23 protein-coding genes are annotated in these 26,305 nt (G+C 36.8%); 17 read left to right on the forward strand and 6 right to left on the reverse strand.

The window, feature by feature from the left end:
- Nucleotides 1-186: 186 nt before the first annotated feature.
- The 6 genes from ACQ76T_RS05435 (at nucleotide 187) to ACQ76T_RS05460 (ending at nucleotide 4,542) form a co-directional block, all read left to right on the forward strand.
- A complete protein-coding gene (locus ACQ76T_RS05435) occupies nucleotides 187-363 on the forward strand; it encodes a hypothetical protein (protein WP_431342316.1) in 177 nt (58 codons plus the stop codon).
- A gap of 143 nt (nucleotides 364-506) precedes the next feature.
- Nucleotides 507-869: a T6SS effector amidase Tae4 family protein gene (locus tag ACQ76T_RS05440; protein WP_431343717.1), complete on the forward strand. Its 363-nt coding sequence runs from the start codon at nucleotides 507-509 to the stop codon at nucleotides 867-869.
- A gap of 2 nt (nucleotides 870-871) precedes the next feature.
- Nucleotides 872-1,387: a hypothetical protein gene (locus ACQ76T_RS05445; RefSeq protein ID WP_431342317.1), complete on the forward strand. Its 516-nt coding sequence runs from the start codon at nucleotides 872-874 to the stop codon at nucleotides 1,385-1,387.
- A gap of 607 nt (nucleotides 1,388-1,994) precedes the next feature.
- Nucleotides 1,995-3,170: an MFS transporter gene (locus ACQ76T_RS05450; RefSeq protein ID WP_431342318.1), complete on the forward strand. Its 1,176-nt coding sequence runs from the start codon at nucleotides 1,995-1,997 to the stop codon at nucleotides 3,168-3,170.
- 13 nt (nucleotides 3,171-3,183) lie between these two features.
- The gene (locus tag ACQ76T_RS05455; RefSeq protein ID WP_431342319.1) at nucleotides 3,184-3,918 is read left to right on the forward strand and encodes a siderophore-interacting protein; all 735 of its coding nucleotides are present in this window, start codon (nucleotides 3,184-3,186) and stop codon (nucleotides 3,916-3,918) included.
- A 54-nt stretch (nucleotides 3,919-3,972) separates the two neighbouring features.
- A complete protein-coding gene (locus tag ACQ76T_RS05460; protein WP_431342320.1) occupies nucleotides 3,973-4,542 on the forward strand; it encodes a Crp/Fnr family transcriptional regulator in 570 nt (189 codons plus the stop codon).
- A gap of 4 nt (nucleotides 4,543-4,546) precedes the next feature.
- Here the strand turns inward: ACQ76T_RS05460 and ACQ76T_RS05465 are convergent, their stop codons facing one another.
- Both ACQ76T_RS05465 and ACQ76T_RS05470 read right to left on the reverse strand, forming a co-directional pair.
- Nucleotides 4,547-5,494 carry a 2-dehydropantoate 2-reductase gene (locus tag ACQ76T_RS05465; RefSeq protein WP_431342321.1) on the reverse strand — a complete coding sequence of 316 codons (948 nt, stop codon included), beginning with the start codon at nucleotides 5,492-5,494 and terminating at the stop codon, nucleotides 4,547-4,549.
- Between the two features lie 23 nt (nucleotides 5,495-5,517).
- Complete coding sequence (locus ACQ76T_RS05470; RefSeq protein ID WP_431342322.1) at nucleotides 5,518-6,111, reverse strand: LysE family transporter; 594 nt, start codon at nucleotides 6,109-6,111, stop codon at nucleotides 5,518-5,520.
- Nucleotides 6,112-6,193: 82 nt separating this feature from the next.
- Here ACQ76T_RS05470 and ACQ76T_RS05475 point away from each other — a divergent pair, with 82 nt between their 5' ends.
- The 4 genes from ACQ76T_RS05475 (at nucleotide 6,194) to ACQ76T_RS05490 (ending at nucleotide 13,328) form a co-directional block, all read left to right on the forward strand.
- The gene (locus ACQ76T_RS05475) at nucleotides 6,194-7,105 is read left to right on the forward strand and encodes a LysR family transcriptional regulator (protein WP_431342323.1); all 912 of its coding nucleotides are present in this window, start codon (nucleotides 6,194-6,196) and stop codon (nucleotides 7,103-7,105) included.
- 58 nt (nucleotides 7,106-7,163) lie between these two features.
- On the forward strand, nucleotides 7,164-7,526 hold the full coding sequence (locus ACQ76T_RS05480; RefSeq protein WP_431342324.1) for a hypothetical protein: 363 nt from the start codon (nucleotides 7,164-7,166) through the stop codon (nucleotides 7,524-7,526).
- 305 nt (nucleotides 7,527-7,831) lie between these two features.
- Nucleotides 7,832-12,169: a CusA/CzcA family heavy metal efflux RND transporter gene (locus tag ACQ76T_RS05485; protein ID WP_431342325.1), complete on the forward strand. Its 4,338-nt coding sequence runs from the start codon at nucleotides 7,832-7,834 to the stop codon at nucleotides 12,167-12,169.
- A gap of 7 nt (nucleotides 12,170-12,176) precedes the next feature.
- Nucleotides 12,177-13,328 (forward strand): efflux RND transporter periplasmic adaptor subunit, encoded by a 1,152-nt coding sequence (locus ACQ76T_RS05490; protein ID WP_431342326.1) that lies wholly within the window; start codon nucleotides 12,177-12,179, stop codon nucleotides 13,326-13,328.
- Nucleotides 13,329-13,354: 26 nt separating this feature from the next.
- Here ACQ76T_RS05490 and ACQ76T_RS05495 read toward each other — a convergent pair whose 3' ends face one another.
- The gene (locus ACQ76T_RS05495; protein WP_431342327.1) at nucleotides 13,355-13,939 is read right to left on the reverse strand and encodes a hypothetical protein; all 585 of its coding nucleotides are present in this window, start codon (nucleotides 13,937-13,939) and stop codon (nucleotides 13,355-13,357) included.
- A gap of 374 nt (nucleotides 13,940-14,313) precedes the next feature.
- Here ACQ76T_RS05495 and ACQ76T_RS05500 point away from each other — a divergent pair, with 374 nt between their 5' ends.
- Nucleotides 14,314-14,856: a DUF4468 domain-containing protein gene (locus tag ACQ76T_RS05500; protein WP_431342328.1), complete on the forward strand. Its 543-nt coding sequence runs from the start codon at nucleotides 14,314-14,316 to the stop codon at nucleotides 14,854-14,856.
- Nucleotides 14,857-14,917: 61 nt separating this feature from the next.
- Here the strand turns inward: ACQ76T_RS05500 and ACQ76T_RS05505 are convergent, their stop codons facing one another.
- Entirely contained in the window at nucleotides 14,918-15,493 is a 576-nt protein-coding gene (locus tag ACQ76T_RS05505; protein WP_431342329.1) for an ester cyclase, read from the reverse strand.
- A gap of 620 nt (nucleotides 15,494-16,113) precedes the next feature.
- Between ACQ76T_RS05505 and ACQ76T_RS05510 the strand changes: the two genes are divergently transcribed.
- The 6 genes from ACQ76T_RS05510 (at nucleotide 16,114) to ACQ76T_RS05535 (ending at nucleotide 24,160) form a co-directional block, all read left to right on the forward strand.
- Entirely contained in the window at nucleotides 16,114-17,679 is a 1,566-nt protein-coding gene (locus tag ACQ76T_RS05510; RefSeq protein ID WP_431342330.1) for a DHA2 family efflux MFS transporter permease subunit, read from the forward strand.
- A gap of 419 nt (nucleotides 17,680-18,098) precedes the next feature.
- Nucleotides 18,099-18,527 carry a DoxX family protein gene (locus tag ACQ76T_RS05515; protein WP_431342331.1) on the forward strand — a complete coding sequence of 143 codons (429 nt, stop codon included), beginning with the start codon at nucleotides 18,099-18,101 and terminating at the stop codon, nucleotides 18,525-18,527.
- A gap of 191 nt (nucleotides 18,528-18,718) precedes the next feature.
- Nucleotides 18,719-20,359, forward strand: a complete 1,641-nt coding sequence (lepB, locus tag ACQ76T_RS05520; RefSeq protein WP_431342332.1) for a signal peptidase I — start codon at nucleotides 18,719-18,721, stop codon at nucleotides 20,357-20,359.
- A gap of 267 nt (nucleotides 20,360-20,626) precedes the next feature.
- On the forward strand, nucleotides 20,627-21,448 hold the full coding sequence (locus ACQ76T_RS05525) for an SDR family NAD(P)-dependent oxidoreductase (protein WP_431342333.1): 822 nt from the start codon (nucleotides 20,627-20,629) through the stop codon (nucleotides 21,446-21,448).
- Nucleotides 21,449-21,498: 50 nt separating this feature from the next.
- The gene (locus tag ACQ76T_RS05530) at nucleotides 21,499-22,869 is read left to right on the forward strand and encodes an aldehyde dehydrogenase family protein (RefSeq protein ID WP_431342334.1); all 1,371 of its coding nucleotides are present in this window, start codon (nucleotides 21,499-21,501) and stop codon (nucleotides 22,867-22,869) included.
- A 76-nt stretch (nucleotides 22,870-22,945) separates the two neighbouring features.
- Nucleotides 22,946-24,160, forward strand: a complete 1,215-nt coding sequence (locus ACQ76T_RS05535) for an epoxide hydrolase family protein (protein ID WP_431342335.1) — start codon at nucleotides 22,946-22,948, stop codon at nucleotides 24,158-24,160.
- 41 nt (nucleotides 24,161-24,201) lie between these two features.
- Here the strand turns inward: ACQ76T_RS05535 and ACQ76T_RS05540 are convergent, their stop codons facing one another.
- On the reverse strand, nucleotides 24,202-25,077 hold the full coding sequence (locus ACQ76T_RS05540) for a helix-turn-helix domain-containing protein (protein ID WP_431342336.1): 876 nt from the start codon (nucleotides 25,075-25,077) through the stop codon (nucleotides 24,202-24,204).
- A gap of 430 nt (nucleotides 25,078-25,507) precedes the next feature.
- On the reverse strand, nucleotides 25,508-26,290 hold the full coding sequence (locus tag ACQ76T_RS05545; protein ID WP_431342337.1) for an AraC family transcriptional regulator: 783 nt from the start codon (nucleotides 26,288-26,290) through the stop codon (nucleotides 25,508-25,510).
- Between the last annotated feature and the right edge of the window lie 15 nt (nucleotides 26,291-26,305).

A 26,305-nucleotide genomic window follows, 5' to 3' on the forward strand; every position in this document is an offset into this window, starting at 1 on the left:
CCTTAAAAAAACACAAATGATGAAAAAAAATTATTTCGATTCACAAATATAAGTAAAAATTATATTATGTAGTGCATTATATGGGGATTTTTTTTAAATATTATTTATTTTAAGTAAAAATAATTATCCTTCAATTGATGGGGGTTTTCTTTAGGATTTCGAAATTCGGGCTTACGTTTATCAGCTTTGGATGATCTCAAGCCCAGATATGAGGAGAAATTTAAAGAGTTTTCAGAGCTTACTGACAGAAAAGTGAAGTTACTGGAAGATGAAATCAATCTACATAAACGTATAAATGCACAATTAAAGGAAGAAAATACCATGCTTAGAAAGAAAATAAAAGACAGTGGTATTATTATTTAAATCACCTCAATTTGAATAGAAAATAATTGTTATATTGTTTCAAAAAAATTTTCTATTATGGTAAGATTTGAAGAACTTTGGAAAGATCATCCAGGAAAAGGGTCCCATCCTTGTAATGTTGCATTATCCCAAATCAATGCGCAATAAGAATGAGTGAAGCTCTCCATAAGTCTAAAGTGGATTTGCTTTCTTTTCATGGGGTTAAATGCTGGGAAAAGCACGAAGATGGTTTTAAACACTTTTTAAGGGCTGAAGAATTAGCAAAATTGATGGATATGCATCCAGAAATTTTTGGAAATGCCGTTAAGCTTTCAAGAAAGAAATATCCTAAAATGAATCACAAAAGTTTCAAACATAAAGGAATTATTTTTATTAAAGATGGATGGTATGGAGGTGTTGATCACATTGATTTATGGAATGGTCTTGAAATGAGGGGTGTTTTAGATGGAGGACAAAAATACATGTCGTTAGGTACAGAAATTTGGTTTTGGAATGTAATATCTTAGCTATGAATAGGATAATAATATATTTAGTATTATTTTTTAGTGCATACTCCTGTATTAAAAATGAACAAAAGCCTAAACAGGCTGATTCCAAAATAGCAAATACCTTCATCAAACCAATTGTAACGGATACAGTTAATGTGAGTGGAGTTGTTTTTGAATTGATTGATAATAACGGGATTGCCGAGCTACGCATAATATCAGATAGCATTAATGTTGAAGGTAAAATAAAAATAGCACCCCCTTGTTATTTTGTCAGGTATGAAAATAAATTAAGGAAATATGAATATCCTGCTATAGGTGTACAGGCGTCAATTATTATAATTGGAGATACTGTCAAAGTAAAAGGTAATCCTAAAACTATTTGTGGAAAGGCTTTACAAGGTGTTTCAATGAAAAATAACAGTCAAGTTATTATATCTAAAGAAGTAATAAAAACGAATGTCTTCTGTCTTGATTCATGGATTGATGAGAAAGATTTTAGCGGCTTTGCTTCTGGCTTATATGATAAGAATAAATAGAGCTAAGGCATCCAAAAAGGATGCCTTTTTTGTGTACATTTGTCAAGATTTTTTGGATATTTTGTTTAAAAATTTGAGATATTTAGTTTTGCCGATTATATAATTTAAAATTTTTGTAGTAAAGCTGTTTAAACTTTTTATTAAACCGCAAATCGAAGATTCAACGAAGTTAAAAGTCACAAAAGCTTTTTTAAACACTTAAGCTATCTACTTTGGGTATAAGAAGTACACTGAAGTTTTGTTGAAAATCAAGGATTTTCATCCTCTATGAAATTCATTGTGCGGTATTCCTTATCCTTTTTAAAGTGTTTGAAAACTATATAATGTTTAGATTCCTACGGAATGACAAAGTGTACGGATACACTCAACGTCCTGTTTGTCATTCCGAAGGAATCCAGCCTTAGAAATTATCCTTCTTTTATGTGGTTAAGTTTAAACAAACATATTAAATCACTACATTCTTTTATTTTTAGATTTTCATTGATTTTTTACAACAAAAAGGTCTTTTGTGTCTCATAGTGAATATTTTTCCTTTTTTGATCTAAGTCAAAGTTTCGTACCCTACTTAGAAAGACCTTTGCACCCGATCATTAAAAATAAAAGAATTATGAGTATTACATTAGAAAGAGGACAAACCATCAACTTCTATAAAGCAACTGCTCCTATTATCATTTCGGTATTTGCAGTGTATCTTACGATAGGGATTGCGCTGGGAGTGCTTCCAACGTTTGTTCAGGGAAATTTGGGATTTGACAGTGTTATGATAGGTTTGGTTATTGGACTTCAATCTCTTGCAACCCTCCTTACCCGTGCTTATTCCGGAAAGATGACAGATATCAAAGGGGCAAAGAAGAGTAAAATGCTAGGGATTATTCTGGCAGTAATTGCAGGGTTAGGCTATATTTTAGCCATATTATTACAGGCAGATCGATTCTGGGCCCTTGGCTTTTTACTGATGGCAAGAATCATTCATGGAGTGGGAGAAAGTTTTCTTGTAACAGGAGCATTAACCTGGGGAATAGGTCTTGTAGGCCCTTCCAGTTCAGGTAAAGTAATGACATGGAATGGAATTGCCATGTATGCAGGAATTGCCATTGGAGCCCCTCTAAGCATCTGGCTGAGCAAAGATTACGGAATATTACCTGCTTTTGTTCTTATGGCATTACTTCCACTTGTAAGTTGGCTGTCTACAGCAAAATTACCTTCCATTCCGGTAGATAAAGAACATGTCAGAACTCCTTTTTATAAGGTTATTGGTGCCATATCGGGACAGGGACTCAGTCTTGCATTTTCTTCCATGGCTTTTGGTTGTATTGCTTCCTTTATCTCTCTATTTTTCAATGAAAAAAATTGGGGAGACGCTTCACTGGCATTTATGACTTTTGGGGTATGTTATGTCTTGACAAGAATTTTCTTTGCTTCTTTTCCCGATAAGTACGGAGGGTTCAGAATTGCATCTATTTCTTTAATCATTGAGGTAATCGGGCAGGTACTGATCTGGACTTCTGCTTCCAAAGCAATGGCCATTGTGGGTTGTGGATTAACAGGTGTTGGTTTTTCACTCGTTTTTCCTGCTCTGGGAGTGATGGCGATTCAGAAAGTAAAACCTCAAATGAGAGGAACGGCTTTAGGAGCTTATGTTGCATTTGTTGACCTTTCATTAGGGCTTGCCGGGCCTATTGCAGGATTGGTAGCTGGTTGGCTGGATTATCAGTCGGTCTATTTATTTGGAGGAATAAGCTGTATTCTGTCTCTTATTATTCTATTATTTAACAAAAAATAAATACAAAAAATTGATGACAACAAATGTAATGACAACAAAGAAGGTACGGTCTGTATTCAAGGTTAAAAGCAAGGCGTTTTTTACTCCGCATCTTATCCGTGTGGTGTTCAATATTGATGATGCTCAGGCTGAACTGTTGGCTCATGTGCAATCGGGAACTAATAATAAAATCTTTATTCCATCCACGGAAAATGGAGAACCATTGATCCGTACTTATACCAATCGTAAAATTGATCTTATAAAAAGAGAACTAATAATCGATTTTGTATCTCACGGAGATAATGGACCTGCTTCTGCATGGGCATCAAAAGCAAAAATCGGAGATTCATTGGAAATAGGAATGAAAGAAAGCTCAAAGGTGTTGGTACCAGAGGCGGATTTTTATCTTTTTGTAGGAGATGCTACTGCATTGCCGGTAATCTGCGCTATTGTAGAACAATTGCCATCATATGTAACAGCAAAAGTACTTTTAGAAGTGCATGGTAAAGAAGATGAACTCATTCTATGTTCTGCGGCAGATATCTCTGTGGACTGGCTTCATAATTCATCTCCCGAAAATGGAAGTACGTTGGCTGATATGACCAGACAAGTTCAATTTCCAGTCGGGATCTCCAAAAAATACGTGTTTATCGCTGCTGAATATCAAACGGTTCATGACCTGCGCGACTATTTCAAAAAAACATTGGAATGGGATTCTCACGGACTTTACGCCTGTTCGTATTGGAGATCCGGACAGGCAGAGAGCTAGTGAAAAAAGGTAAGGAAATTGTAAGCAAAGTCATTTATCACTACTTTTGCTTACATGCACGAACTTTTAACTACATACATTAATAAGAGAATATCTATCACAGATGAAGAACTGAAAACGATTCTTTCTTATTTTAAACCTATTCAGTTAAAAAAGAATGAAATGCTCCTTAACAGCGGACAGAACAGCCAGAGAACTTTTTTTGTAGTCTCCGGCTGTCTCCGTATATTTTTCATCAACGAAGAAGGTCAGGATTCTACACGATATTTTGCTTTTGAAAACCAATTTGCTACGGCTTTAACCAGTTTTATCACTTCTGAACCTTCTGACGAATGTATTCAGGCGGTGGAAGATTCAGAAGTGTATTATATTACCCATAAAAATTTCTATCATCTTTTGAATATTATTCCTCAATGGGAAAAATTCTACAGGATATATTTGGAAACGGCTTACGTGAACAATACAAAGAGACTAATGTCTTTTCTTGTTCAGGATGCTCTTGAAAAATACCGCCAGCTCCTGGATGAAAATCCCATTATTGTAAGAAGACTTTCTAATAAAATGGTTGCTTCATACCTTAATATTTCTCAGGAAACGTTAAGCAGGTTAAAATCAAGACTCTGAAAACTTATTTCTGCTGTAGTTTTTTCTCTGCAATATGCTTTTTTTGAAGCAGCCAAAGTTCATGATAAAGAAGAGAAGTCTGCGGCATTTCAATCCCTGATTTCTTTGCAGCAGCTATGGGTCGTTCATAAATATATTCGAGTTCCATCGGGCGGTAATTTTCAAAATCGAGCTTCATACTTGGAGAATAGCTGCCCATTTCTCGGGTAAACGGAATCAATCCATTGATAAAAGATTCAGGAATGATGACTCCTTGAGATCCTGCGGCTTTTGCCACTTCATCCATGATGATTCTACATTTTTCTTCATATTTTTCCAATAAAATATCCGTTGTAGAATTCAGCGCTACAGAAAGACCATTAAAGGTCATATTCCAAACGAGCTTTTTCCATCTTAAAATGGTAAGATCCTGCACCGAAGAAGGAATTCCAAAATCGGTAAATTCCTCCGACAGTTGATGAAGAATCTCTGTGTTTTTTAGATTAAAACTTCCAAAATCTATAGCCCCATATCCTTCATGTACGATGATACCGTTTTTTTCTTTGTGGCAGCCTATTAAAGCCGCAGCTCCGGCAAATTGCAGTTCGGTAAATAAAGAGGCCATATCCTGTTCCATACCCATACCATTTTGAATCAGTATAACGGTTGTCTTATCATCAGTTACATAAGGCAAAACTTCCGTTAAAACAGTTTCGTTCTGTATTGTTTTCAAAGCAACAATCACAACTTCGCATATCGGCATATCCTCAGCAGATTGGTAGATTTGAGGAGAAGAAAGCAGAATGTCACCGTGAATTTCCGATTTTAACAATAATCCGTTTTCTTTTACTTCCTGATAACTGCTGTGCAACAGAAAGTGGATCTCATGACCCATCTGGGATAACATGATGCCGTAATAGGAACCGATGGCTCCTGTACCTATAACTCCTATCTTTAATTTTCTTTTACTCATGATGTTGAATGTATTTTTTGTTTTTATAAGAATAAGCTAACCGCACAGTATAACAAAAGGACTCCCATCACCGTATTGACGATTTTATAATGACGGTTTAAGAACTGATGAAGCCTTTGCCCGGCTACTGCCCAGATCCAGGTGGCTGAATTTCCAATAAAAGAAAGCAGGAAAGCAAAAATAAGGATGATCCACTGTTCATTGAACTGAGGAAAAATAAAACTGCTGAATGCCGTGATTCCGTAAATAATAATTTTAACATTCACCAACTGCAATAGAAATCCTTTCCAAAAATCTTCTGTTTTTTTAGAAGTATATTCTTCTTTGTTCTGATCCAGTTCTGCCGGTTTTCCTGAAATTACCGACCAGGCAAGGTAAATAAGATAGGCTGCTCCTATATATTTCAGATAATTAAGCAGAAAACCATAAGAGTTGAGAAGGAGACTGGTAAAAACAGCAGCCAATATCATTACAACGGTAAATCCTGAATATATCCCAAACAGAAGTGCTTTACTGTTCTTATATCCTGATTTCATGGTACTGTTTAAGGCCAGAATATTATTGGGACCGGGAAGAAGTGCTGTGAGAACAGTGTAAATGAAAAATGAAAACCACATATCTTTTTTTAGCAAAATTAATCAGCTTATATACTTCAGTCAATCGGAATTATTCATACTTTTACTTCGAAAAAATTGAAGTATGGACTTTCATCAGCTCAAAAGTTTTAAAACAATTGTAGAAAAAGGAAATTTTCAGGATGCTGCCAAAGAACTCAACTATTCTCTATCTGCCATCAGTTACCAGATTCAGCAGCTTGAGAATGAGGTTAAATTTCCCCTGTTTGAAAAAATAGGAAGAAGAATGCTGCCTACTGCCCAATCTTTAAAGCTGATCCCGCACATTAAAAAAATAGAAGAGGAAATAGAGCAGATCAAACAGCTGAATTCAAAGGATCAGAAAGTAGAAGGAAGTCTTACCATGTCGGTTTCGGACAGTCTTTTAACCTATATTTTACAGCCTGTGCTTAAAAAGTTTGTGGAAATGGCTCCCGATGTAAGATTGAAATTAAAGGTAAGAAACTGCTACGAAGTACAGAAAGAGATTATCCGGAATGATATTGACCTGGGAATTCACTACCAGGTACATGGGTATGATGATCAGATCAAAGTAACGGAACTGAGCTCTTTTACCGTAGGGGTGATGGCTTCACCACAATTTTCTGAACAGGAAAAAAACTTTGATAAGAAAGATCAGATAAAATCATGTTCTATCATCAACAATGACGTGAATGGGGTTTATCAACAGCGTTTTGAAGAATATCTTAAGAAAAAAAATATCAGGACAGGGCAAAGTATTGAACTCTGGAGCATAGAAGCAATCAAAAAAAGCATTATAAATAATCTGGGAATAGCCTGTTTGCCACATTTTGTAGTAGATGAAGAGATTAAAAAAGGAGAGATCAAGGAAATTACCATCAAAGGATTTCAGTGTACAGTGACGATGATCACGGCTTATCATTCCAATAAATGGATCAGTCCGGCAATGAGCCTTTTCCTGAAAATTCTTAATGATCAAATGATGTATGAGCCTGTTCTGGGCTATAGTAATTAAAAGAAAATTAATACTGAAGGGCTTTTCAGACAAAAATTTAAGCCCTATATTTGCAGGAATGATAAAATGGTTCTCCATATTATGCTCGATGATGTATGTGCTGGCTACCACCAATGCGGGGGAAGTACTCAAAGTGCCTATGTTCGTACAGCATTTTATAGAATACCAGGGAAGTCTTTCAGAATTTGTCATGGAACATTATGATAATCACCAAAAGGATGCTGACTGGGATGCCGATCAAAAGCTGCCTTTCATCAATCCACCTATTGTACTTACTGTACACGCACAACTTCCCGAACTTACTTTCGAGATCAAAAAACCTAAAGAAGAGCCTGTTCCTCAGAAAAACAGTATCTATCAGGAAAAAGATTTCTCAAACCTTTACCTTTCCCGAATTTTCCAGCCACCGCGGCTTTCGTAGTTGATTTCGAACTGAAAATTAATACTTTATGTTGTGTACTTAAAGTAATCAATTCTTGTTACATATCAATCAATTCGTCATGCACTGTAATCATGCTTTTACATTATTACAGAAGGTATAAAAACTTTGTTTTTAATACTTAAGTTTTTAGAAAACTCCCATCTTCTGAATTACAAAACCAAAGGGTCTACAATTTCTCATCTTGGGAAATATTAATTGAGGTATAAATGGGGTGGAGTATAGTATACTTCTGTAAAATGTTCTGCAATCATAGGCATTCCGAATGATTAATTAATAGTTTTTTCATGTTAAATAAAATTATTGAGTTTTCTGTAAAGAATAAACTCATCATTGCTCTGTTTACAGCAGCTCTCATCCTTTTTGGAGTGTACGAAACCACCAGACTTCCTATTGATGCACAACCTGATATTACCAATAACCAGGTTCAGATCATTACCACAGCACCTTCCTATGGAGCTGCAGATATAGAACGACTGGTTACCTTTCCTATTGAGCAGGCCACCAGTAATATCAGCGGGATTACCGAGCTTAGAAGTCTTTCACGCTTCGGACTTTCCCTGGTAACGGTTGTTTTCGATGATAAAACAGATGTCTACTGGGCCCGTCAGCAGGTTCAGGAACGTCTGCAACTTGTTCAGGATAACATTCCCGAAGGTATCGGAAAACCAGAACTGGGGCCTATATCAACAGGACTGGGAGAAATTTTTCAGTATGTGGTAAGAGCCAAAAAAGGATACGAAAATGTATATGATGAAACAGAGCTGAGAACCATTCAGGATTGGGTGGTAAGACGTCAGCTTCTGGGAACAAAAGGAGTAGCAGATGTCAGCAGCTTTGGAGGTAAGCTGAAACAGTACGAAATAGCCATTAATCCTAACAGACTTCAGGCATTCAATATCAATATCAACGATGTTTTTGCGGCGCTTGAAAAGAATAACCAAAATACAGGTGGGGCTTATATTGAGAAAAAAGAAACTGTTCTTTTTATCCGAAGCGAAGGGCTTTTGGGCAATACAGAAGATATCGGAAACATTCAGGTTGCAGAAACCAAAGAAGGAATTCCTGTTCATATCAAAGATGTAGCATCTGTAAAGATAGGATATGCCACAAGATATGGGGCGATGACTTTTAATGATACAGGGGAAGTTTCAGGCGCTATTGTTCTGATGCTTAAAGGAGAAAATGCGAATGAGGTTATTGGAAATATCAAGCAGAGACTTGAAAAAATACAGGAATCCTTACCGGAAGGAGTCGTTATTGAGCCTTTCCTGGACCGCGCCAAAATGGTGAACAATACAATCAGTACTGTAAAGACCAACCTGATGGAAGGAGCTCTGATTGTTGTTTTTATTCTTGTACTCTTCTTAGGCAACTTCAGAGCAGGTTTATTGGTTGCTTCTGTTATTCCTTTGGCAATGCTTTTTGCCATTATTATGATGAACATCTTTGGCGTAGGAGGAAATCTGATGAGTCTGGGTGCTTTAGATTTTGGTCTTATTGTAGATGGTGCTGTTATTATTGTAGAAGCAGTACTGCATCAGCTAGCCCATAAAAAACATTTCGGAAAAGATAATATGCTCAGCAAAAACGAAATGGATGAGCAGGTTTCCAGCTCGGCAACAAAAATGGTAAACAGTGCTGTTTTCGGGCAGATTATTATTTTGATTGTTTACCTTCCGATTTTTACCCTTCAGGGAATTGAAGGTAAAATGTTTAAACCTATGGCACAGACCGTTGCATTTGCTTTAATAGGGGCTTTTATCCTTTCACTTACCTATATTCCGATGATGAGTTCTCTGGTATTGAGCAGGAAGAAAAAAGAAAAAGAGAATATTTCAGACAGGGTGATGGCAAAAGTGGAAACGGGACATCAAAAACTTCTGATGAAAGCTCTTAAATTCAGAAAAACCATCATCATTACGGTGCTGGTACTTTTCGTCGGAGCTGTTTATACCTTATCGAAAATGGGGGGTGAATTTATTCCATCCCTGGAAGAAGGAGATTTTGCAGTGGAAATGAGAATTCTACAGGGAAGCAACATCAACGAAACCAAAAAAGTAACGACACAGGCTTCCCGTATTCTTTTGAAACAGTTTCCTGAAATACAGAAAATTGTCGTGAAGATCGGTAGTGCAGAAATCCCTACAGAACCAATGCCTATGGATGCAGGAGATATGATCATTGTTTTGAAACCTAAAAAAGAATGGACCTCTGCGAAATCATTCCCGGAACTGTCTGATAAAATGAGCAAGGCTTTGAAGATTATTCCCGGGTTAACGACCAGTTTCCAGTTTCCTGTGCAAATGCGTTTTAATGAGCTGATGACAGGAGCCAGACAGGACGTAGTCTGTAAAATTTATGGTGAAAACCTGGACAGCCTTACGGTGTATGCCAAAAAGCTGGGAAGCATCATCAATACTGTAAAAGGAGCGCAGGATCTTTATATAGAGCCGGTTGTAGGTGCACCACAGGTAGTGATCGACTATAATCGTTCTGAACTTTCCCGCCACAGTATTTCCGTAGCAGAAATCAATAGAGTAATCAATATGGCTTTTGCCGGGCAGACAGCGGGAGCGTTGTATGAGGGTGAGAAAAAATTTGATATCGTTGTCAGAATGGATAATGAATATAAAAAAGACCTTACAAGCATTCAGAATTTATTGGTTCCTACGGCTTCAGGAGAGCAGGTTCCTTTGTCTCAGCTGGCTACAGTAGAACTTAAAAACAGCCCAAACCAGATTCAGAGAGAAGATACCAAAAGAAGAATCATTGTTGGGTTTAATGCAAGAGGAAAAGATGTACAGAGCATTGTGGAAGAACTTCAGCAGAAAGCAGGCAAAAATCTTAAGTTTTCTCCGGGATATACCATTTCTTATGGAGGAACATTTGAAAACCTGAATGAAGCAAAAGCAAGACTGGGAGTTGCCGTTCCTATTTCTCTAGTGATGATTTTCCTATTGTTATTCTTTGCTTTCGGATCCGTAAAACACAGCCTTTTGATCTACACCGCCATTCCTTTATCTGCAATTGGAGGAGTATATTTTCTTGCTTTAAGAGGAATGCCTTTCAGTATCAGTGCGGGAGTAGGATTTATAGCATTATTCGGGGTTGCAGTACTTAATGGAATTGTTTTGATATCAGAATTTAACCGATTGAAAAAGAACGGACTCAACAATACCAGCAGAATTGTACTGATGGGAACAAGAATCAGGCTTCGTCCGGTTTTGATGACGGCTTTTGTGGCATCTCTCGGATTTCTTCCTATGGCGATAAGCAGCGGAGCGGGCGCAGAAGTTCAGAGGCCATTGGCTACCGTTGTGATTGGTGGTCTGATGTTGGCCACTCTTTTAACCTTATTCGTACTTCCTATTCTCTACGTTTTGTTTGAACATATTAATAAAGATAAAATGAAATTTTCTAAAAAAAATAATTATAAAAAACTGTCTGTTTTCTTGTTGCTGATTTCTTTCGGAAGTATCAGTGCCCAGGAAAACATTACGTATGATCAGGCTTTGGAAAAAGCTTTCCAGCAGAACGGAACATTTAGAAACTCAAAATTAATTTCTGAATATCAGGAGAAATTAAAAGCAAGTTATCTGGATATTCCTCAGTTGGAATTGACCGGAGGTTTTGGGCAGATTCAGGGGGAGGAAACAGATAATTCATTCGGAATATCTCAAAGATTCAGTTTTCCCACAGTTTATTCTAAAAGAAAGCAGATGCTGAATGCTGAATGGACGGCGAGTGTAATCAACCAAAATCTCACAAAATCTCAGCTTACCAAAGAAGTGACAGATGTTTTCTATAAAATTATAGTACTTCAGGAAAAGAAAAAAGTATTGGAATACATCAGCAGGCTGTATCACAATTTTGCGGAGAAAGCCTCTTTAAGATTAAAAAAAGGAGAAGCCAATATTCTGGAAGAATCTACTGCAGAAATTCAGAATGAACAGATAAAAGTACAGCTGACCAGCCTTGAAAATGATCTTACTATTTCAAAATTACAGCTTCAGCTGCTCCTTCAGTCGGACCAAGCCTATCAGCCTGTAGCAGAAAAACCGATTATGGATATTGCTCTTCAGATTTCTGAAGACCGTGTGAAACAACACCCGGAACTTCAATACCTTCAACAGCAGATTAAAGTGGGAGAGGCAGAAGTACAATTAGAAAAAAGCAGACTGCTTCCCGATCTTTTGGTAGGATACACCAATCAAAGTATGAAAAACATTAATAATAATCGGTTCAATTCGGTTCAGGTGGGTGTTGGAATTCCTTTGTTTACAAAAGGGCAGAGAGCATTGGCAAAAGCGGCACAGGCGAAGATTGCCATTACAGAAAATCAGTATCAGAGAAAAGAGATTGAACTCAGAAACAGATTGAATCAGCAGATCAGCAATTATATGAATCAGCAGAAAATCATTGAAAACTATGAGCAAAAACAGCTTCCAAAGTCTGAAACCATTTTAAAAACAGCTCAAAAACAAATGGAAGTCGGGGAGATAGATTATCTGAACTGGGTAATATTGGTGAATCAGGCTGTAAAAACAAAAGCAGACTACATCGATCAACTGGAAAAACTGAATCAGATTGGAGCCGAACTTAATTTCTTAATTTCAAAATAACAGCGTGATGCACTTTAAAAAAATATCAATATACAGCCTTGCTTTAGTTCTTGTTTTATCTTCTTGTTCAGGAAAAAAAGAAGAAGAGAAAACCGTTTATGAAAACAAAAAATTCAGTAAAAGCACCGAAAATACGGTTCATCTTACGGAACAGCAGCTTCAGTCGACCGGCATAACGACGACTTTCATTCAGAACAGAAATATGGAGAAACTGGTTCGTCTTAATGGTAAAGCAGAGATTGCGCCTTCACATATCAGCTCTCTTTCAAGTATTATGGGAGGCCATATCAAATCTATCAATATCATCAATGGAAGCCATTTCAACAAAGGTCAGGTACTGGCTGTTGTTGAAGATCCTCAGTTTATACAGCTTCAGCAGGATTACCTGGTGACAAAAGCCCAACTGGAAGCCGCAAGATTGAATTTCAACCGTCAGAAAGACCTTAATACAAGCAAAGCCAGCAGTGACAAAACCATGCAGACCGCTCAGGCAGATTATTCAACCCTAAATGCAACTTTAAAAGGACTTGAAGAAAAGCTTCGTATCATTGGGATTAATGCGAAAGTTTTGACAACAGGAAATATCCGAAGCAGAATTAATATTTACGCTCCATTTGCAGGGTTTGTAAGTAAGATTCTGGTGAATAACGGGCAGTATATTAACCCTGCCGATACTTTGTTTGAACTGATTAATCCTGCCGGATTACTTTTGGAATTGAAGGTTTTTGAAAACGATGTGAATGATGTAAAGGTGGGTGAAGAAATTATGGTGTACAATAACCAGAAACCTGATGTAAAATCCCATGCTAAAATTGTAAGCGTGGTTCCAAGTATTGAAAATGGAGGTTCTGCAACCGCTGTAGCCAAACTCTCATCTGTAAATACAGATTTTGTAAAAGGAATGTATGTAAATGCTGAAGTAAATATCAGCAGCCGTTATACGCTGGGGCTTCCCAATGAAGCCGTTGTTTCCTATGAAAATAGAAATTATGTTTTCGAAGACCTCGGGAAGTCAGGTTATAAAATGATTCCAGTGATAACCGGAATTTCTGATGGTCAGTTTACTGAGATTACAAAAGCTGATTTTTTAAAGGATAAGAAAATTGTACAGAAAGGAGCGTATAGCCTTTTGATGATGCTGAAAAATAAAGCAGAATAATTTTTAACAACTGCAATCAGAATTGATTACTTTCCGGAGCGATCAATTCTGATGTCTTTCATGGGACCTTCCCAATGTGCTCCCTGTTTCCGGAAAAATGCATCCAGGGTTCTCCAATCGTCATAAGTCATCAGAAATTCTTCCTTGTTTACCGGAAGTCCTTTTGAGAAATAGTAATGATCGCATCCGAAGCAGAAATCAATATATGACCACTGTTTTGCCTTATAAATAAACAGCGTATTATGGGGTTCAAAACAATAGTTCCCATCCCATGGCTTATCTTTTTTCTGCCCTTTTATAATGTTGATGAGTTCCTGTTTTGCCTCCGAAGTGAGTATCGCTTTTTTTCTTATGATTTCACTGTTCGGAATTCCATCTTTTAGCAAAGGTCGCGTTACTCTTATTGTACTTTTTCCTGGTCTTTCAGTGTCTGATATGAGGTCTGCATGACTTGTCAATACAATACTGTCTGCGTCTTGTATAGCGTGGGCCAAATCTTCATTCAGATTTTGGGAAAAAAGGAATATTGACTTTGTAATAAAGCTGAGGGTGAAAATTTTACGAATGGTCGCAGCGGTTTTATCAGTCAGCAATCCTTTATTCTTTATCATGATAGGGCTAAAAGTTTAAGGGATAAATATAGTATAAAAAAAGATCTAATGGTTATAATATTGGGGTTTGGTCCTGTTTATAGTTTTTACAGAACATAATTTTCAGAAGATTAGCAATTCAGGCTGGTGATAAACTGAAAATATGGTTACGGCTACCTGCTCTTTTAAAGGGATTGTTCTTTTAATCAGTTTATCGAAACCTTATAGGTCTCAAAAACCTATAAGGTTTGAACCCGTAATCAAAAAGTTCAATGAATAAATATAATATAAAAAATATTTGAAGATATTATAGTATTGGCTTTACGGATATCCGTATTCTGCAAATGCCTTGTATTTCTATATTTGTTCAACAAATTACACAAGAGAAACAGCACATGAGAAAGATAATTCTGTTAACATTTTTATTATTGAATTCTTTATTATTTTGCCAGGAGCTAACCTATGAAGAAGTTATTCCGGTAGATTCTTCTGTAACGAAAGAAGAACTTTATAATAGAGCAAGAACATGGTTTGCAAAAAGTTTTAAAGATGAAGGGGAAGTTCTAACCATTCAGGATAAAGATACGGGAGAAATTTCTGGAAATGGATCTTTTAGATATAGGACTAAAAAAATGTTTTTTGGATTATGGTGTATTGTAGGAAATATCCATTTTAAAATTAATATTTATCTTAAAGACGGAAAGTATAAATATACGATTCATTCACTGACCCATGAAGGTTCATATTTTGATGGGAACAGACCCATAAGTTACGGACTTCTTACAGTAGATGAAAACGCCCCACAACCAAGCAGAGGAGGAGCTAATGACAAAGTATGGAGAGATATTAAAGTAAAGTCAGATGAAAAAATAGTAGCCATCATTTCGGATCTTAGACAAGCGATGACAAAAAACCATGAAACAAGTAATGATTGGTAGTGCCATTATAAGCTCATAATACAACGGGAAGCCTGTCAGGCTTCCCATTTTGGATTATTTATCATTTGCTTTTGCGATCCATAATCTGATTCATAAATGCCTGGTTGTCCCAGAACAGATATTCCTCACTCATGGTGCCTTTTTTATTCCAGACCGCAATGGTTGCCATTGGCAGTTTGAAAGTTTTACCGGTAGGTTGAATAAATGTTCCATCAGGCATAGGCATTGGTTTTGTAAATGTTCCTTCCATGAAACCCATCACAGCGGTAATGCTGTCTTTACCCAATCTGAAGGGCTGTTCTTTAATTTTTGTGTCTGGAGCATACACAAACATTGCTTTTAAAGTATTGATGTGCTGGTCTATTCCTTTTTCAATGTGCCCGTCCGGAAAATGAACCACAATATCTTTAGAATGACTTTCATGAAGTCTTGACCATTCTTTGTTACTGAAAACTACAAAATCTAAGGTCTGAAAGGTTTCTAAATTTTTGGAAACAATCTGATCAGCAGCAGCTAATTCTTTAATCTTTTTCAGGGCTTTTTCGGCCTCATTCTTTTTACTGTTTTGAGCATAATAAGTGATGCTCAATACTAATAAACCTAAAAACAATACTTTTTTGATGATTGACTTTTTCATTTTTTGTTTGGAATTTATGTTAGCTATTTTTCGAACTGAAGATCTATCGTCATTTTTACCCGATCTTCTTTAGCAAATGTACAGTGGGCCATAAATTCTGTAGTTATCCCGATCAAATCAAAATTTACTATATCCAATCATCCTGATCATAGAGTGGCTCTTATCAGACAAAATTTCAATGACTATTTTTCCGGCCCTCTTGAACGTATTTTTCACATTATAAATTTGACGAGAAAGTGGGATGATCAATTTTTTTAATTTAAAAATATACTAAACGGTATATTTTTTATATTTTTGTATCCTGAAAATTTTAAATTTTATATCGGGTTAAAGAAATAGACCACTCCGGTTTTTTTTACTTATTAAAATACCGATCGGTATAAAATGAAATAATTAAATCCATCAACCATATAACGAGACAGAAAGAATAGAATATGCAGTATGAAAATTGATGATTTTAAAGCAATATTTTCTTACCAGAAATATAGAGCTTTTGAGATTACTGCTGAAATAGGTTTGAGCTTGCATCAATCATTTCTTATGGCTGAAGATTTATAATTTAAAGGAAGAAAATTTTTTAAACAATATAATACCAATCGGTATATTTTAAAATCAATATAATGAAATCTGAGACAGAAAACAGCTGGAAAAGACTCATACTGATTATAACGGTTATTTCTGCCGCTATAATGGAGTTAATAGATACTTCAATTGTAAATGTTGCCCTGAACCACATGAGTGGTAATCTAGGTGCTACTTTGGAGGACACATCGTGGGTGATCACCTCTTATGGGATTGCCAATGTAATTATCATTCCTATGACAAGTTTCCTTACCAATAATTTGGGGCGAAGGAATTATTATATCGGTTCTATCATTCTGTTTACGTTGTGCTCTTTTATGTGCGGAAATGCCACCAATATCTGGGAGCTGGTAGCTTTCCGCTTCTTACAGGGAATAGGAGGAGGAGCCTTGCTGTCCGTTTCTGCAATGGTAGTTTATGAATGTTTTCCTAAGGAAAAACAGAATATTGCAAGCGCATTGTTTGGAATAGGGGTTTTTATTGGGCCTACCATAGGCCCAACTTTAGGAGGCTATATTACAGATAACTATTCCTGGAACTGGATTTTTTATATTAATATTCCGGTAGGTATTCTGGCGGCAATTTCATGTTTTAGGTTACTGCCGGAGTCTCCCACCAGACAAAAAGTGAAACAGATAGATTGGCCTGGAATTATCTTGCTGATCATCGGAGTAGGTTCATTACAAACCTTGCTTGAGCGGGGTGAAACAGAAGATTGGTTTGCAACAAGATATATTATCTGGCTTACCGTTGCAGCAGTTATTTCTCTTGTGCTGTTTGTGTATCGGGAACTAACGACACCTTATCCTGTTGTAAAAATTTCATTGCTGAAAAATCCTTCATTAAGTATCTCTGCGATTCTAACATTTATTACAGGGGTAGGGATGTTCACTTCCATATATCTTACACCTGTCTTTGTACAGCGGTTGTTGGGTTTTACCCCTTCTCTTGCGGGGCAGATGCTGTTACCGGGTTCTATTGTTGCGGTATTCGCGTTAATCATTACCGGAAAATTGCTGCAGAAAGGGGTTCCTCCTGCACTCATCGTCTTATTGGGATTTGCCAGTTTTATTTTCTTTAATTACAGTATGTCGCGGGTAGATCTGGATGTTTCTTTCACCGCTATTTCCATCAATCTGATCTATAGAGCAATTGGAATGGCATTGCTTACGGTACCTTTATCAACACTTGCGATATCATCCCTGGAAGCAAAAGATATGGCTCAGGGAACGGCCATAAACAATATGATGAGACAGCTTGGAGGATCATTCGGAATATCTATTATCAATACTTATATTGCGAGACAAATGGCCCAGCACAGGATGGATTTACTTTCCCACCTTACTCCCGAAAATCTCAATGTTTCGCAGCGATTACAAAGTTATACAGCGTTGTTTCAAAGTAAAGGATTTGCGTTGTATGATGCCCAGCAAAAGGCTTTTGGAGTACTCGAAAAAACTGTTGTAAAGCAAACCGCACTTTTAAGCTACCTGGATTCTTATATCTTTATTGGGTTTGCATTTACATTTTCGTTGCCCTTACTCCTTATATTTCTAAGAAAGAAGCGAAATACGAATACTGTAATTCCTGTTTCTGATCATTAATTATTTTCAATTGAAATAAGTTTATTAAAAAAACGAGTATCAAAGAAATTAATATTTGCAATAATTTATTTTTACTATTATATTTTTATAAAGAAAGGCTGTTCTTATGAGCAGTCTTTCCTGTTGGTATAAGGACTATATTTCTGTACAGATTTCATCCATCAGTTCAATACAGAGCCACTTTTTTAAATGATTCAATACAATGGATTGGATTGGCCAAATCTTGGTTTGATCGGGATAACTTCTGCATGAACAAGCTACTGTAACTTTGTCATCAACAAAAACAATAAGAATGATTAGAATGTGGGATTGAAAAAAATCAGAACTTCTACAATACAGAAGGCTCTGATCAGCACTGTTTTTCTGCATCCGTCATCATAAATGTTTTCAATAAAAATACATAAAACTTCGTTGACAAAATGAATACAATTACTTCTTTACATAGTATAAACAAACATAGTTTAGCTATACTTATCCATCGTGTATCTATAGGCGTTTTGATGTTATTTCACGGCTTTTACAAACTCTCAAACGGCGTGAACTGGATCATAGAAATATTAGCCTCAAAAGGACTTCCCGGTTTTATTGCCTATGGCTCTTATATAGGGGAAATTGTGGCTCCTATCATGATTATTCTGGGTATTAAAACACGTATAGCATCGGCAGTTTTAGCAGCAACTTTGCTCAATGCTTTTCTATTGATGCATACTTCAGATTTCTTTTCCACCAATCCAACCAATGGAGGATGGCAAATAGAACTGATTTTCCTATACTTTTCAGGAGCGGTGCTGCTCATCATCACGGGAGGAGGAAAGTATGCTGTAACGACAAAAACACAATATGACTAAGGGATTATTCAACAATCATAACTAATCATTATTTCTATTTTATGCTTCGAAGAGAAATTTATTACCCAACAATTTGCTGCAATACTGTGTTTAAGCAGATTATGGGTAATAGTTTCTCTTTTTTTGTCAAAAAACAATAGATCTTTTATCTGATGAGATCGAATCAAATTTAATATTAACTCTGCCGTTATATGGACTATTTTTTAATTTACACCGGGTATGTGCTCATCCTATCCCTATTAATGGGAGTTTCTAGCTGGAGATTGTATAAAATCATGGGGTATCATCCGCTGTTTAGCTGCATTCCTTTTTACAATTATTATATCATCCAAAAGGAAACCCAACATCCAAAGTGGTGGGTCATTCTGGCCTACTTACCTGTGGTAGGCCCAATTATGTTATCTGTTTTCCATCTTTATCTTATGAAAAAGTTTGGAAAAGGGGCATTAAAAGATCAGGTTCTTACTCTTTTGCTTCCTTTTATTTATATAGGAATTGTTAACTATTCGAAAAACAAAATACTTCAGGAAGAGTCTTCAGATGAAGATATTTTCAGTGAAAGCAGCACAAAAAAAGATTCTTTTGCAGGTTCTCTTACATTTGCAGTCGTTTTTGCTACGGTTATTCATGTTTTTGTAGCTCAGCCTTTCGGAATTCCAACAGGATCCATGGAAAATACAATGCTGGTGGGTGATTTTTTGTTTGTTAACAAATGGAGCTACGGATACCGATTACCCATGCGTCCTCTGTCAATACCATTTTTGCAGGGAACGATTATGGATACAGGAAAAAAAGGAAATCCAAAAGACGACCCTAAATCCTATATAGAATCTGTAAAGCTCCCGTATGAAAGAATTTTTCAGTTTCAGAAACCCAAAAGGAATGAGCTGGTAGTGATCAATTATCCGAGAGACTCAGTACATAAAGCTATTGACCGGATGGATCCGTATGTTAAAAGAAATGTGGCCGTGGCAGGAGATATTTTTGAAATTAGAAACGGTAAGTTTTTCATTAATGGTAAGCCCGAACATATGATGGGAGATCAGTTTTTACAGCATTCATTTACCATCAGAACGTTAACCCCGATGAATATTTCCTCACTGTATAAAGCATATGGCTATTTACCTTTGACTGAATATCAGACTAATATGGGTTTTACCTATGCATTTCAGGGGTTAACGGATAAAGTTGCATCCGAACTCAAGAAGGATGAAGAAGTGCAACGTGTATTACAGACGGCATGGCCTAAAGATTCTGCAGCCATTGCCTATCAATTAAATTCCGATCGCTCTGCTTACACCAAAAGCATAGATACAGCACAATCTATTTTCCCTATCAATAAAAAATGGAATCCTCATTGGTACGGTCCGGTAAGAATTCCTAAAAAAAATGATAGAGTGACACTGAATCAGGAGTCATTACCTATGTACGAATGGATTATTAAAGATTATGAACATAACAGGCTAGAACGCAAAAATGGAAAAATCTTTGTCAATGGAAAGGAAACCACACACTACACCATTCAGCAAGATTATTATATGATGATCGGAGACAATAGAGATGCTTCTTTAGATGGAAGGTTTTTTGGATTTGTTCCTGAAGAAAATATTGTAGGAAAACCGATACTAACCTGGCTAAGCATTCAGGGACTTTTCAAAAATGATAGCTCTACATATCAGGCTCCCTTGAAAATCCGATGGGACCGGATGTTTACGCTTGCCAATACCGGTGAAACCAATAAAACATCCTATTGGTGGGTGGGGATCATCATCTTGGTTGTGTTTTTTGGTTGGGAAAATATCATCAGATTAATCAAAAAAAGGAGTCGCTAAATGAAGGTACCCCATCATTATATCAGAATAAATACAATGAATAAATATTGTGTAAAGTTTTATATTTCAATTTTTTAATCTGTTCTTTTTTTACCTTCTAAATTTTTCTAAAGATTTAAATATTGAAAATATACGGTTTCTATGACATCATGGAAGCCGTATTTTTTTATGTGTAAAATGAGCCGTTATATCAAAATATATGAGCCGATTAAAAAAGACTTAAACGTAAACACCTTATACATTTGTAGTGCTTAAAATTGATAAAAAATGAGTAAAACAATATTTATAACCGGTGTTTCCAAAGGCTTTGGGAAACTATGGACAGAAGCCTTTCTTAAAAGAGGCGACAATGTAATAGCAACCTCCAGAGATGCGCAAAACTTAGGTGATTTAGTACAACAGTACAAAGATCAGCTGTTGGCTATTACTCTTGATATTACTGATAGAAATGCTGTCTTCCAGGCAGTACAGGATGCAAAAAATCATTTTGGTCATATCGATGTGTTTATCAACAATGCAGGATATGGTGTTTTTGGCGCGGTAGAAGAAATCCCTGAAAAAGTAATTAAAGACATATTTGAAGCCAATGTTTTTGGAACATTGTGGGTAACGCAGGCAGCATTGCCCATACTTAGAGAACAGGGGTACGGCCATATCATACAATTATCCAGTGTGCTGGGGATCTACAGTATCCCAACATTAGGAATTTACAATGCAACAAAGTACGCTGTTGAAGGATTTAGCGAAGCATTGGCAGGGGAAGTGAAAGAGCTTGGAATTAACCTGACTCTGGTAGAACCTAACGGATACAACACAGAATTTGGAGGCCAGTCAGCGGTTATTGGTGAAAATATTTCAGCGTATGACCATGTGAAATCCAAACTTCATGAGATTGCTGGAGTACCACCACATGATTATGGAGATCCTGAAGCAACAATTCCTGCCATTCTGCAGTTAATAGACTCTGCTGCGCCACCTCTTCGTCTGTTTCTCGGAAAAATAGGGTTTCAAAAAACAAAAAAAGAATATGCTGAGAAGATCAGAATCTGGGAAGAATGGAATGATATAGCAGTGGCGGCACAAGGCTAGATTCTCTTTCAGATAAACAATTTATATATCTAAACACTCAAAATTTTACAATGAAATTTCATACAATTAATCCCGCAACGGGCGAATTTATAAAAGAATTCCCAAATCAGACAGATACTGAAGTATCCGAACTTTTACACACCGCGCATACCAGTTTTCAACAGGATTGGAAATGGCGTCCGATTTCCGAAAGAATCTCCATGGTAAAAAAAGCAGGAGCAATTTTAAAAGAAAAAAGAGACTATTTTGCTCAACTTGCCACGTTGGAAATGGGGAAAATTTCTCGCTTCAGTTATCTTGAAGTTGATCTGGTTGTCGGAATATTTGATTATTACATAGCCAATGCAGAAAAAATGCTTGCTCCCAAGAAGATTGAAGAAGAAAAAGATGCTGCTATTCTTTCCGAACCATTGGGTGTCATTCTCGCAATTGAACCTTGGAATTTCCCTTACTATCAGTTAGCTAGAGTTGCAATACCACAAATCATTGCAGGAAATGTAGTCTTGATAAAGCATGCTGAAAATGTTCCTCAATGCGCTTTGGCCTTCGCTGAACTGTTTAAAGAAGCAGGAATTCCCGATGGAGTATACACCAATTTGTTTTGCAGCATAGAGCAGGTAGGTCAGCTCATTGACGATTTCAGAGTGAGAGGAGTAGCCCTTACAGGAAGCGAACGCGCAGGAATCTCTGTAGGGGAACGTGCAGGGAGAAATCTAAAAAAAGTGATCCTGGAATTAGGTGGCAGCGATCCGGCACTCATTCTAAAAGGGGCCTCTCTGGACTATGCCGCAGAGCAGATTGTCATGGGAAGAACATACAATTCAGGGCAAGGCTGTGTTAATATAAAACGGGTAATTGTTGTAGGGCAGGAACGTGGTCAAAAAATGCTTGAACTTCTGAAGGAGCGTTTTGCCAAAATTAAAGTAGGTGACCCCAATGACGAATCAACCGCTCTTGGTCCGTTAGCCAGCGAAAGAGCTCTGAATGGTTTATTAAAACAAATAGAAGATGCTGAATTGGCCGGCGGAAGTCTGGTGATCGGCGGCAAGAGGATAAACCGACCAGGATTTTATCTGGAACCTACAATTTTTACCAATATATCTAAAGACAATCCACTCTACAAACAGGAAGCATTCGGGCCGGTACTGTCATTTTATGTCGTAGATACAGAAGAGCAGGCGATCAATCTTGCCAATGATATAGATTATGGACTGGGGTCCTATATATTTGACGAAGATACAGAACACGCCAAACACATGGCAACCAAAATTGAGTCTGGGATGGTGTACATCAATTCCTGTTTTTCAGATGCTCCCTATCTGCCATTTGGCGGTATTAAAAACTCTGGTTTTGGAAGAGAACTTTCAGAACTGGGTATTGGTGAATTCATCAATCGTAAAATGGTTCGGGTTGCAGAATAATCTTACCATTTGAAATCCTCCAACGCTTATTCTGATGAAGAGGTTTCAATAAAATTTAAAAACAATACAACAAAAAATGTCACAACAAACTCAATCATATTTTGTGTTGCCGGAAGCAACCGAGGAAATTACACCATTTACCGTACATATTCCGGAAGATGCTATTACTGATCTTAAACAGCGCCTAAAACAAATCCGATGGCCAGATCAGGAACTTGTAACTGACTGGTCTCAGGGAGTCCCGCTGGCCGCTGCTAAAAAGCTGGCAAACTATTGGGGAAACGAATACGACTGGAGAAAATTTGAAACCCGTCTCAATCAGTTTCCACAATACAGAACCCTGATCGATGGAGTCGGAATTTATTTTATTCATGCCCAATCACCTCATGCAAATGCCTTGCCGTTGTTGTTGAGCCACGGTTGGCCAGGTTCTATTATTGAATTTATGGATGTTATTGAACGTCTGATAGATCCTACTAAGTTTGGGGGAAAAGCAGAAGATGCATTTCATGTAGTAATTCCTGCGATGCCTGGTTTTGGCTTTTCAGATAAGCCAAGAGAATTAGGCTGGAACCCCGGACGCATTGCAAAGGCTTACGCTCAACTTATGACAGAAAAGCTGGGATATAAAAAATGGGTAGCGCAGGGAGGAGACTTTGGATCTGCGGTAACCCATTCTTTGGCAGATATGCAGCCTGAAGGACTGCTTGCAGCACACGTTAATTTACTTTTTGTGGTCCCTGATAAATATCCTAAAAATCCGACTGCTGAAGAACAAAAAGCAATAGATGGAATTGAAGCCTATCTGAATAAAAAATCGGGATATGCAGATATGATGAATACGCGTCCCCAAACTATTGGCTATGCATTAGACGATTCGCCATTGGCACTTGCTACTTTTATCTATGAAAAATTCTGGGAATGGACCGATAATAACGGGAAACCTGAAGATGCTCTTTCAATGGAACAAATGCTTAATGATATTTCTTTGTATTGGTTTACAGGTACCGGAACTTCTGCAGCACGTCTCTATTGGGAAGGAGTAGGAAGTACGATACGAACGCATCTTTTCTTTGCTGCATCAAGAGCTGCTACCGGTATTATCAACCTGCCGATGGCCGCTACATTATTCCCTTCCGAAACTTTTACACCTCCAAAGAAATGGGCAGAGGCAGCATGGTCTGATATATTTTACTGGAATCATGTTGATAAAGGCGGACACTTCGCCGCATTTGAAGAACCTGATATTTTCGCGGAGGAAATGTGGAAGGTATTTCAGTCATTCAGATAATTTTTTTGAGATAAGGATACAGTTGTACAAGAACTGTATCTTTATTTTATTTGTTCTTTTCGAAAATCAACAGGAGATTTTCCTGAAAAAACTTTGAATGCTCTTGAAAAATGAGAAATGTTTTCAAAACCAGTAGAGTAGCATATTTCAGTGATGGGCCAATCGGTTGAAACAAGCAGTTCTTTAGCTTTACTAAGTCTTTTTTCTTTTATATATTGAGCGGGAGAAACTTTGTATATGGTACTGAAATCTCTTTTAAAGCTGGCGAGGCTTCTACCGGATAGATAAGCCAGATCTTCTAATTTCAAAGGGCTCATGAAATTTTCTTCTACAACAGAAGTAATGTCTGTTGTAAATTGCTTTTTAAGCTGAATAAGCTGTAACAGCAAATTATGATCTACCTGCGCCAAATCAAAAAGGAGCTCCATTATTTTCATCTTTACCAATCGTTTATCGACTTTTTCAGGCGCATTAAAATGGGCTTTTATAGAAGCAACAAAAGATAATAGGGGTTCGTGTACAGGCTTTACACTTACATTGGCGAGTCTTTCTGTTTTCATGGTCTTTATTCCCGCCATTTTAATAAAATCAGAAATAAACTCTTCTTTCAGAAAAAACATGATGCTGTCGTATATTTCTCCCTTTTCTGAAGAACCTGTTTTATCATAGGTAATGCTGATGTTTTTCTTCAAAAGAACCATCTCATTCTTATTAACAATATATTTCTGCTTTCCATGGGTAATGCTGTTGGTGCCTTGCAGCACAAAAAGAAGCATATGGTCTTTCAAAAACATACCTCCTCTCTGTTCAGCGATATCATGAGAACAGGATTCAACCAGATTGATGGAATCTATAGAAAGATAATTTCTATAATAAGGAGCACCAATAAGCTCTTCCGGAACAACAGTAGCTTTCATAAACGTGAAATTGAGACCTACAAAGGTAAATATATAAAAGCACATTGAGCCAGAATATCAAACGAATTGAGCTTTTCAATAAAGTGATTCAAACATTATTTTTAACTAAAATCACTCTTATTAAATGGTATAAGATTCACAAAGAAAGTGGAAGATTGATTTTTTTTTAAGGAGTTTATTTCCAGCCAAATAGTATAGAAATACAAAATCCCCGAATGAACGGGGATAAAAAACTAATAACCATGAAAACTCAAATTAACTATGAGAATCATTTGCAAATTTAAAACAATTAATACTAATTTCCTATTCACAGCGTCTATAAGTAGTATTGTAAATTAAATTTATTTTTTATATTGTTGATTTTCATGGTACTTATAAATGGTGTTTATTTCTAAATTTTCTGCTTAATAAGTAAAAGAGGCATTATAATTTATAACATTGCTTTAAATTCCGTAGGCCGCATATTGGTAAGCTGGAAAAAAGTATTGCTAAATGCAGAGATATTGGAATACCCCACCTCATAGGCGAGTTCTGTAACCGTTAAGTTGGTATTTTTGATAAGTTCCATTGCCCTGATAACACGAAGCATTTTAACATATTGGATGAATGATATATTCAGCTTTGTTTGAAATAATCTTGTCAGACTTCTTACACTGATCCCAAATGTACTGGCGGTTTCTTCCAGGGTAATAGGTTCACTGATTCTTTTCCGCAGATCAGATGTGATATCATTAAGACGTACATCATCTGTCGTAGGAAGCTGGATCGAGAATTTTTTTAAATTTTCTTTTGACAGAAGACTCCATAAAGTATATAGGAATTCATATTCCCAGTCTCCAGGGAAAAAATCTCCCTGCCATTTTTCACTGAAAGAAAGCATTTCAGAAAGGAGTTTGCTCACAGGGTAGATTCCCAATTCGTCATAAAAATCGTCCCGTGTGCTTTCTGGGAAATAGATATTGATGATATGCAGGTCCTGAGCATTATACATCAGGTTGTGTGGATAATTCTGAGGAATCCATATATAATGATTGGAAGGAATATAGTACTCTTTCTCAGCGGTTTGCAGGTACGCAATTCCTCCCAATACTAAAAGCAGCTGTCCTTTTTTATGCTGGTGCGCGGGCAGCCGCTGCTCAGTCTGTTGTCGCACGACTAAAATTGAATCATGGTACTGATCTACAATCCTGTTAAGCTCTTCTAAAAAACTCATTTGGCTAAAATAAAC

This window comes from Chryseobacterium sp. JK1 (genome assembly GCF_050632815.1).
Taxonomy (GTDB): Bacteria; Bacteroidota; Bacteroidia; order Flavobacteriales; family Weeksellaceae; genus Chryseobacterium.

Excerpts from the sequence above, each read along its gene's own strand:
- ACQ76T_RS05445 (WP_431342317.1), top strand. The coding sequence starts at position 872 with ATGAATAGGATAATAATATATTTAGTATTATTTTTTAGTGCATACTCC.
- ACQ76T_RS05450 (WP_431342318.1), top strand. The coding sequence starts at position 1,995 with ATGAGTATTACATTAGAAAGAGGACAAACCATCAACTTCTATAAAGCA.
- ACQ76T_RS05455 (WP_431342319.1), top strand. The coding sequence starts at position 3,184 with ATGACAACAAATGTAATGACAACAAAGAAGGTACGGTCTGTATTCAAG.
- ACQ76T_RS05460 (WP_431342320.1), top strand. The coding sequence starts at position 3,973 with ATGCACGAACTTTTAACTACATACATTAATAAGAGAATATCTATCACA.
- ACQ76T_RS05465 (WP_431342321.1), bottom strand. The coding sequence starts at position 5,494 with ATGAGTAAAAGAAAATTAAAGATAGGAGTTATAGGTACAGGAGCCATC.
- ACQ76T_RS05470 (WP_431342322.1), bottom strand. The coding sequence starts at position 6,111 with ATGTGGTTTTCATTTTTCATTTACACTGTTCTCACAGCACTTCTTCCC.
- ACQ76T_RS05475 (WP_431342323.1), top strand. The coding sequence starts at position 6,194 with ATGGACTTTCATCAGCTCAAAAGTTTTAAAACAATTGTAGAAAAAGGA.
- ACQ76T_RS05480 (WP_431342324.1), top strand. The coding sequence starts at position 7,164 with ATGATAAAATGGTTCTCCATATTATGCTCGATGATGTATGTGCTGGCT.
- ACQ76T_RS05485 (WP_431342325.1), top strand. The coding sequence starts at position 7,832 with ATGTTAAATAAAATTATTGAGTTTTCTGTAAAGAATAAACTCATCATT.
- ACQ76T_RS05490 (WP_431342326.1), top strand. The coding sequence starts at position 12,177 with ATGCACTTTAAAAAAATATCAATATACAGCCTTGCTTTAGTTCTTGTT.
- ACQ76T_RS05495 (WP_431342327.1), bottom strand. The coding sequence starts at position 13,939 with ATGATAAAGAATAAAGGATTGCTGACTGATAAAACCGCTGCGACCATT.
- ACQ76T_RS05500 (WP_431342328.1), top strand. The coding sequence starts at position 14,314 with ATGAGAAAGATAATTCTGTTAACATTTTTATTATTGAATTCTTTATTA.
- ACQ76T_RS05505 (WP_431342329.1), bottom strand. The coding sequence starts at position 15,493 with ATGAAAAAGTCAATCATCAAAAAAGTATTGTTTTTAGGTTTATTAGTA.
- ACQ76T_RS05510 (WP_431342330.1), top strand. The coding sequence starts at position 16,114 with ATGAAATCTGAGACAGAAAACAGCTGGAAAAGACTCATACTGATTATA.
- ACQ76T_RS05515 (WP_431342331.1), top strand. The coding sequence starts at position 18,099 with ATGAATACAATTACTTCTTTACATAGTATAAACAAACATAGTTTAGCT.
- lepB (WP_431342332.1), top strand. The coding sequence starts at position 18,719 with ATGGACTATTTTTTAATTTACACCGGGTATGTGCTCATCCTATCCCTA.
- ACQ76T_RS05525 (WP_431342333.1), top strand. The coding sequence starts at position 20,627 with ATGAGTAAAACAATATTTATAACCGGTGTTTCCAAAGGCTTTGGGAAA.
- ACQ76T_RS05530 (WP_431342334.1), top strand. The coding sequence starts at position 21,499 with ATGAAATTTCATACAATTAATCCCGCAACGGGCGAATTTATAAAAGAA.
- ACQ76T_RS05535 (WP_431342335.1), top strand. The coding sequence starts at position 22,946 with ATGTCACAACAAACTCAATCATATTTTGTGTTGCCGGAAGCAACCGAG.
- ACQ76T_RS05540 (WP_431342336.1), bottom strand. The coding sequence starts at position 25,077 with ATGAAAGCTACTGTTGTTCCGGAAGAGCTTATTGGTGCTCCTTATTAT.
- ACQ76T_RS05545 (WP_431342337.1), bottom strand. The coding sequence starts at position 26,290 with ATGAGTTTTTTAGAAGAGCTTAACAGGATTGTAGATCAGTACCATGAT.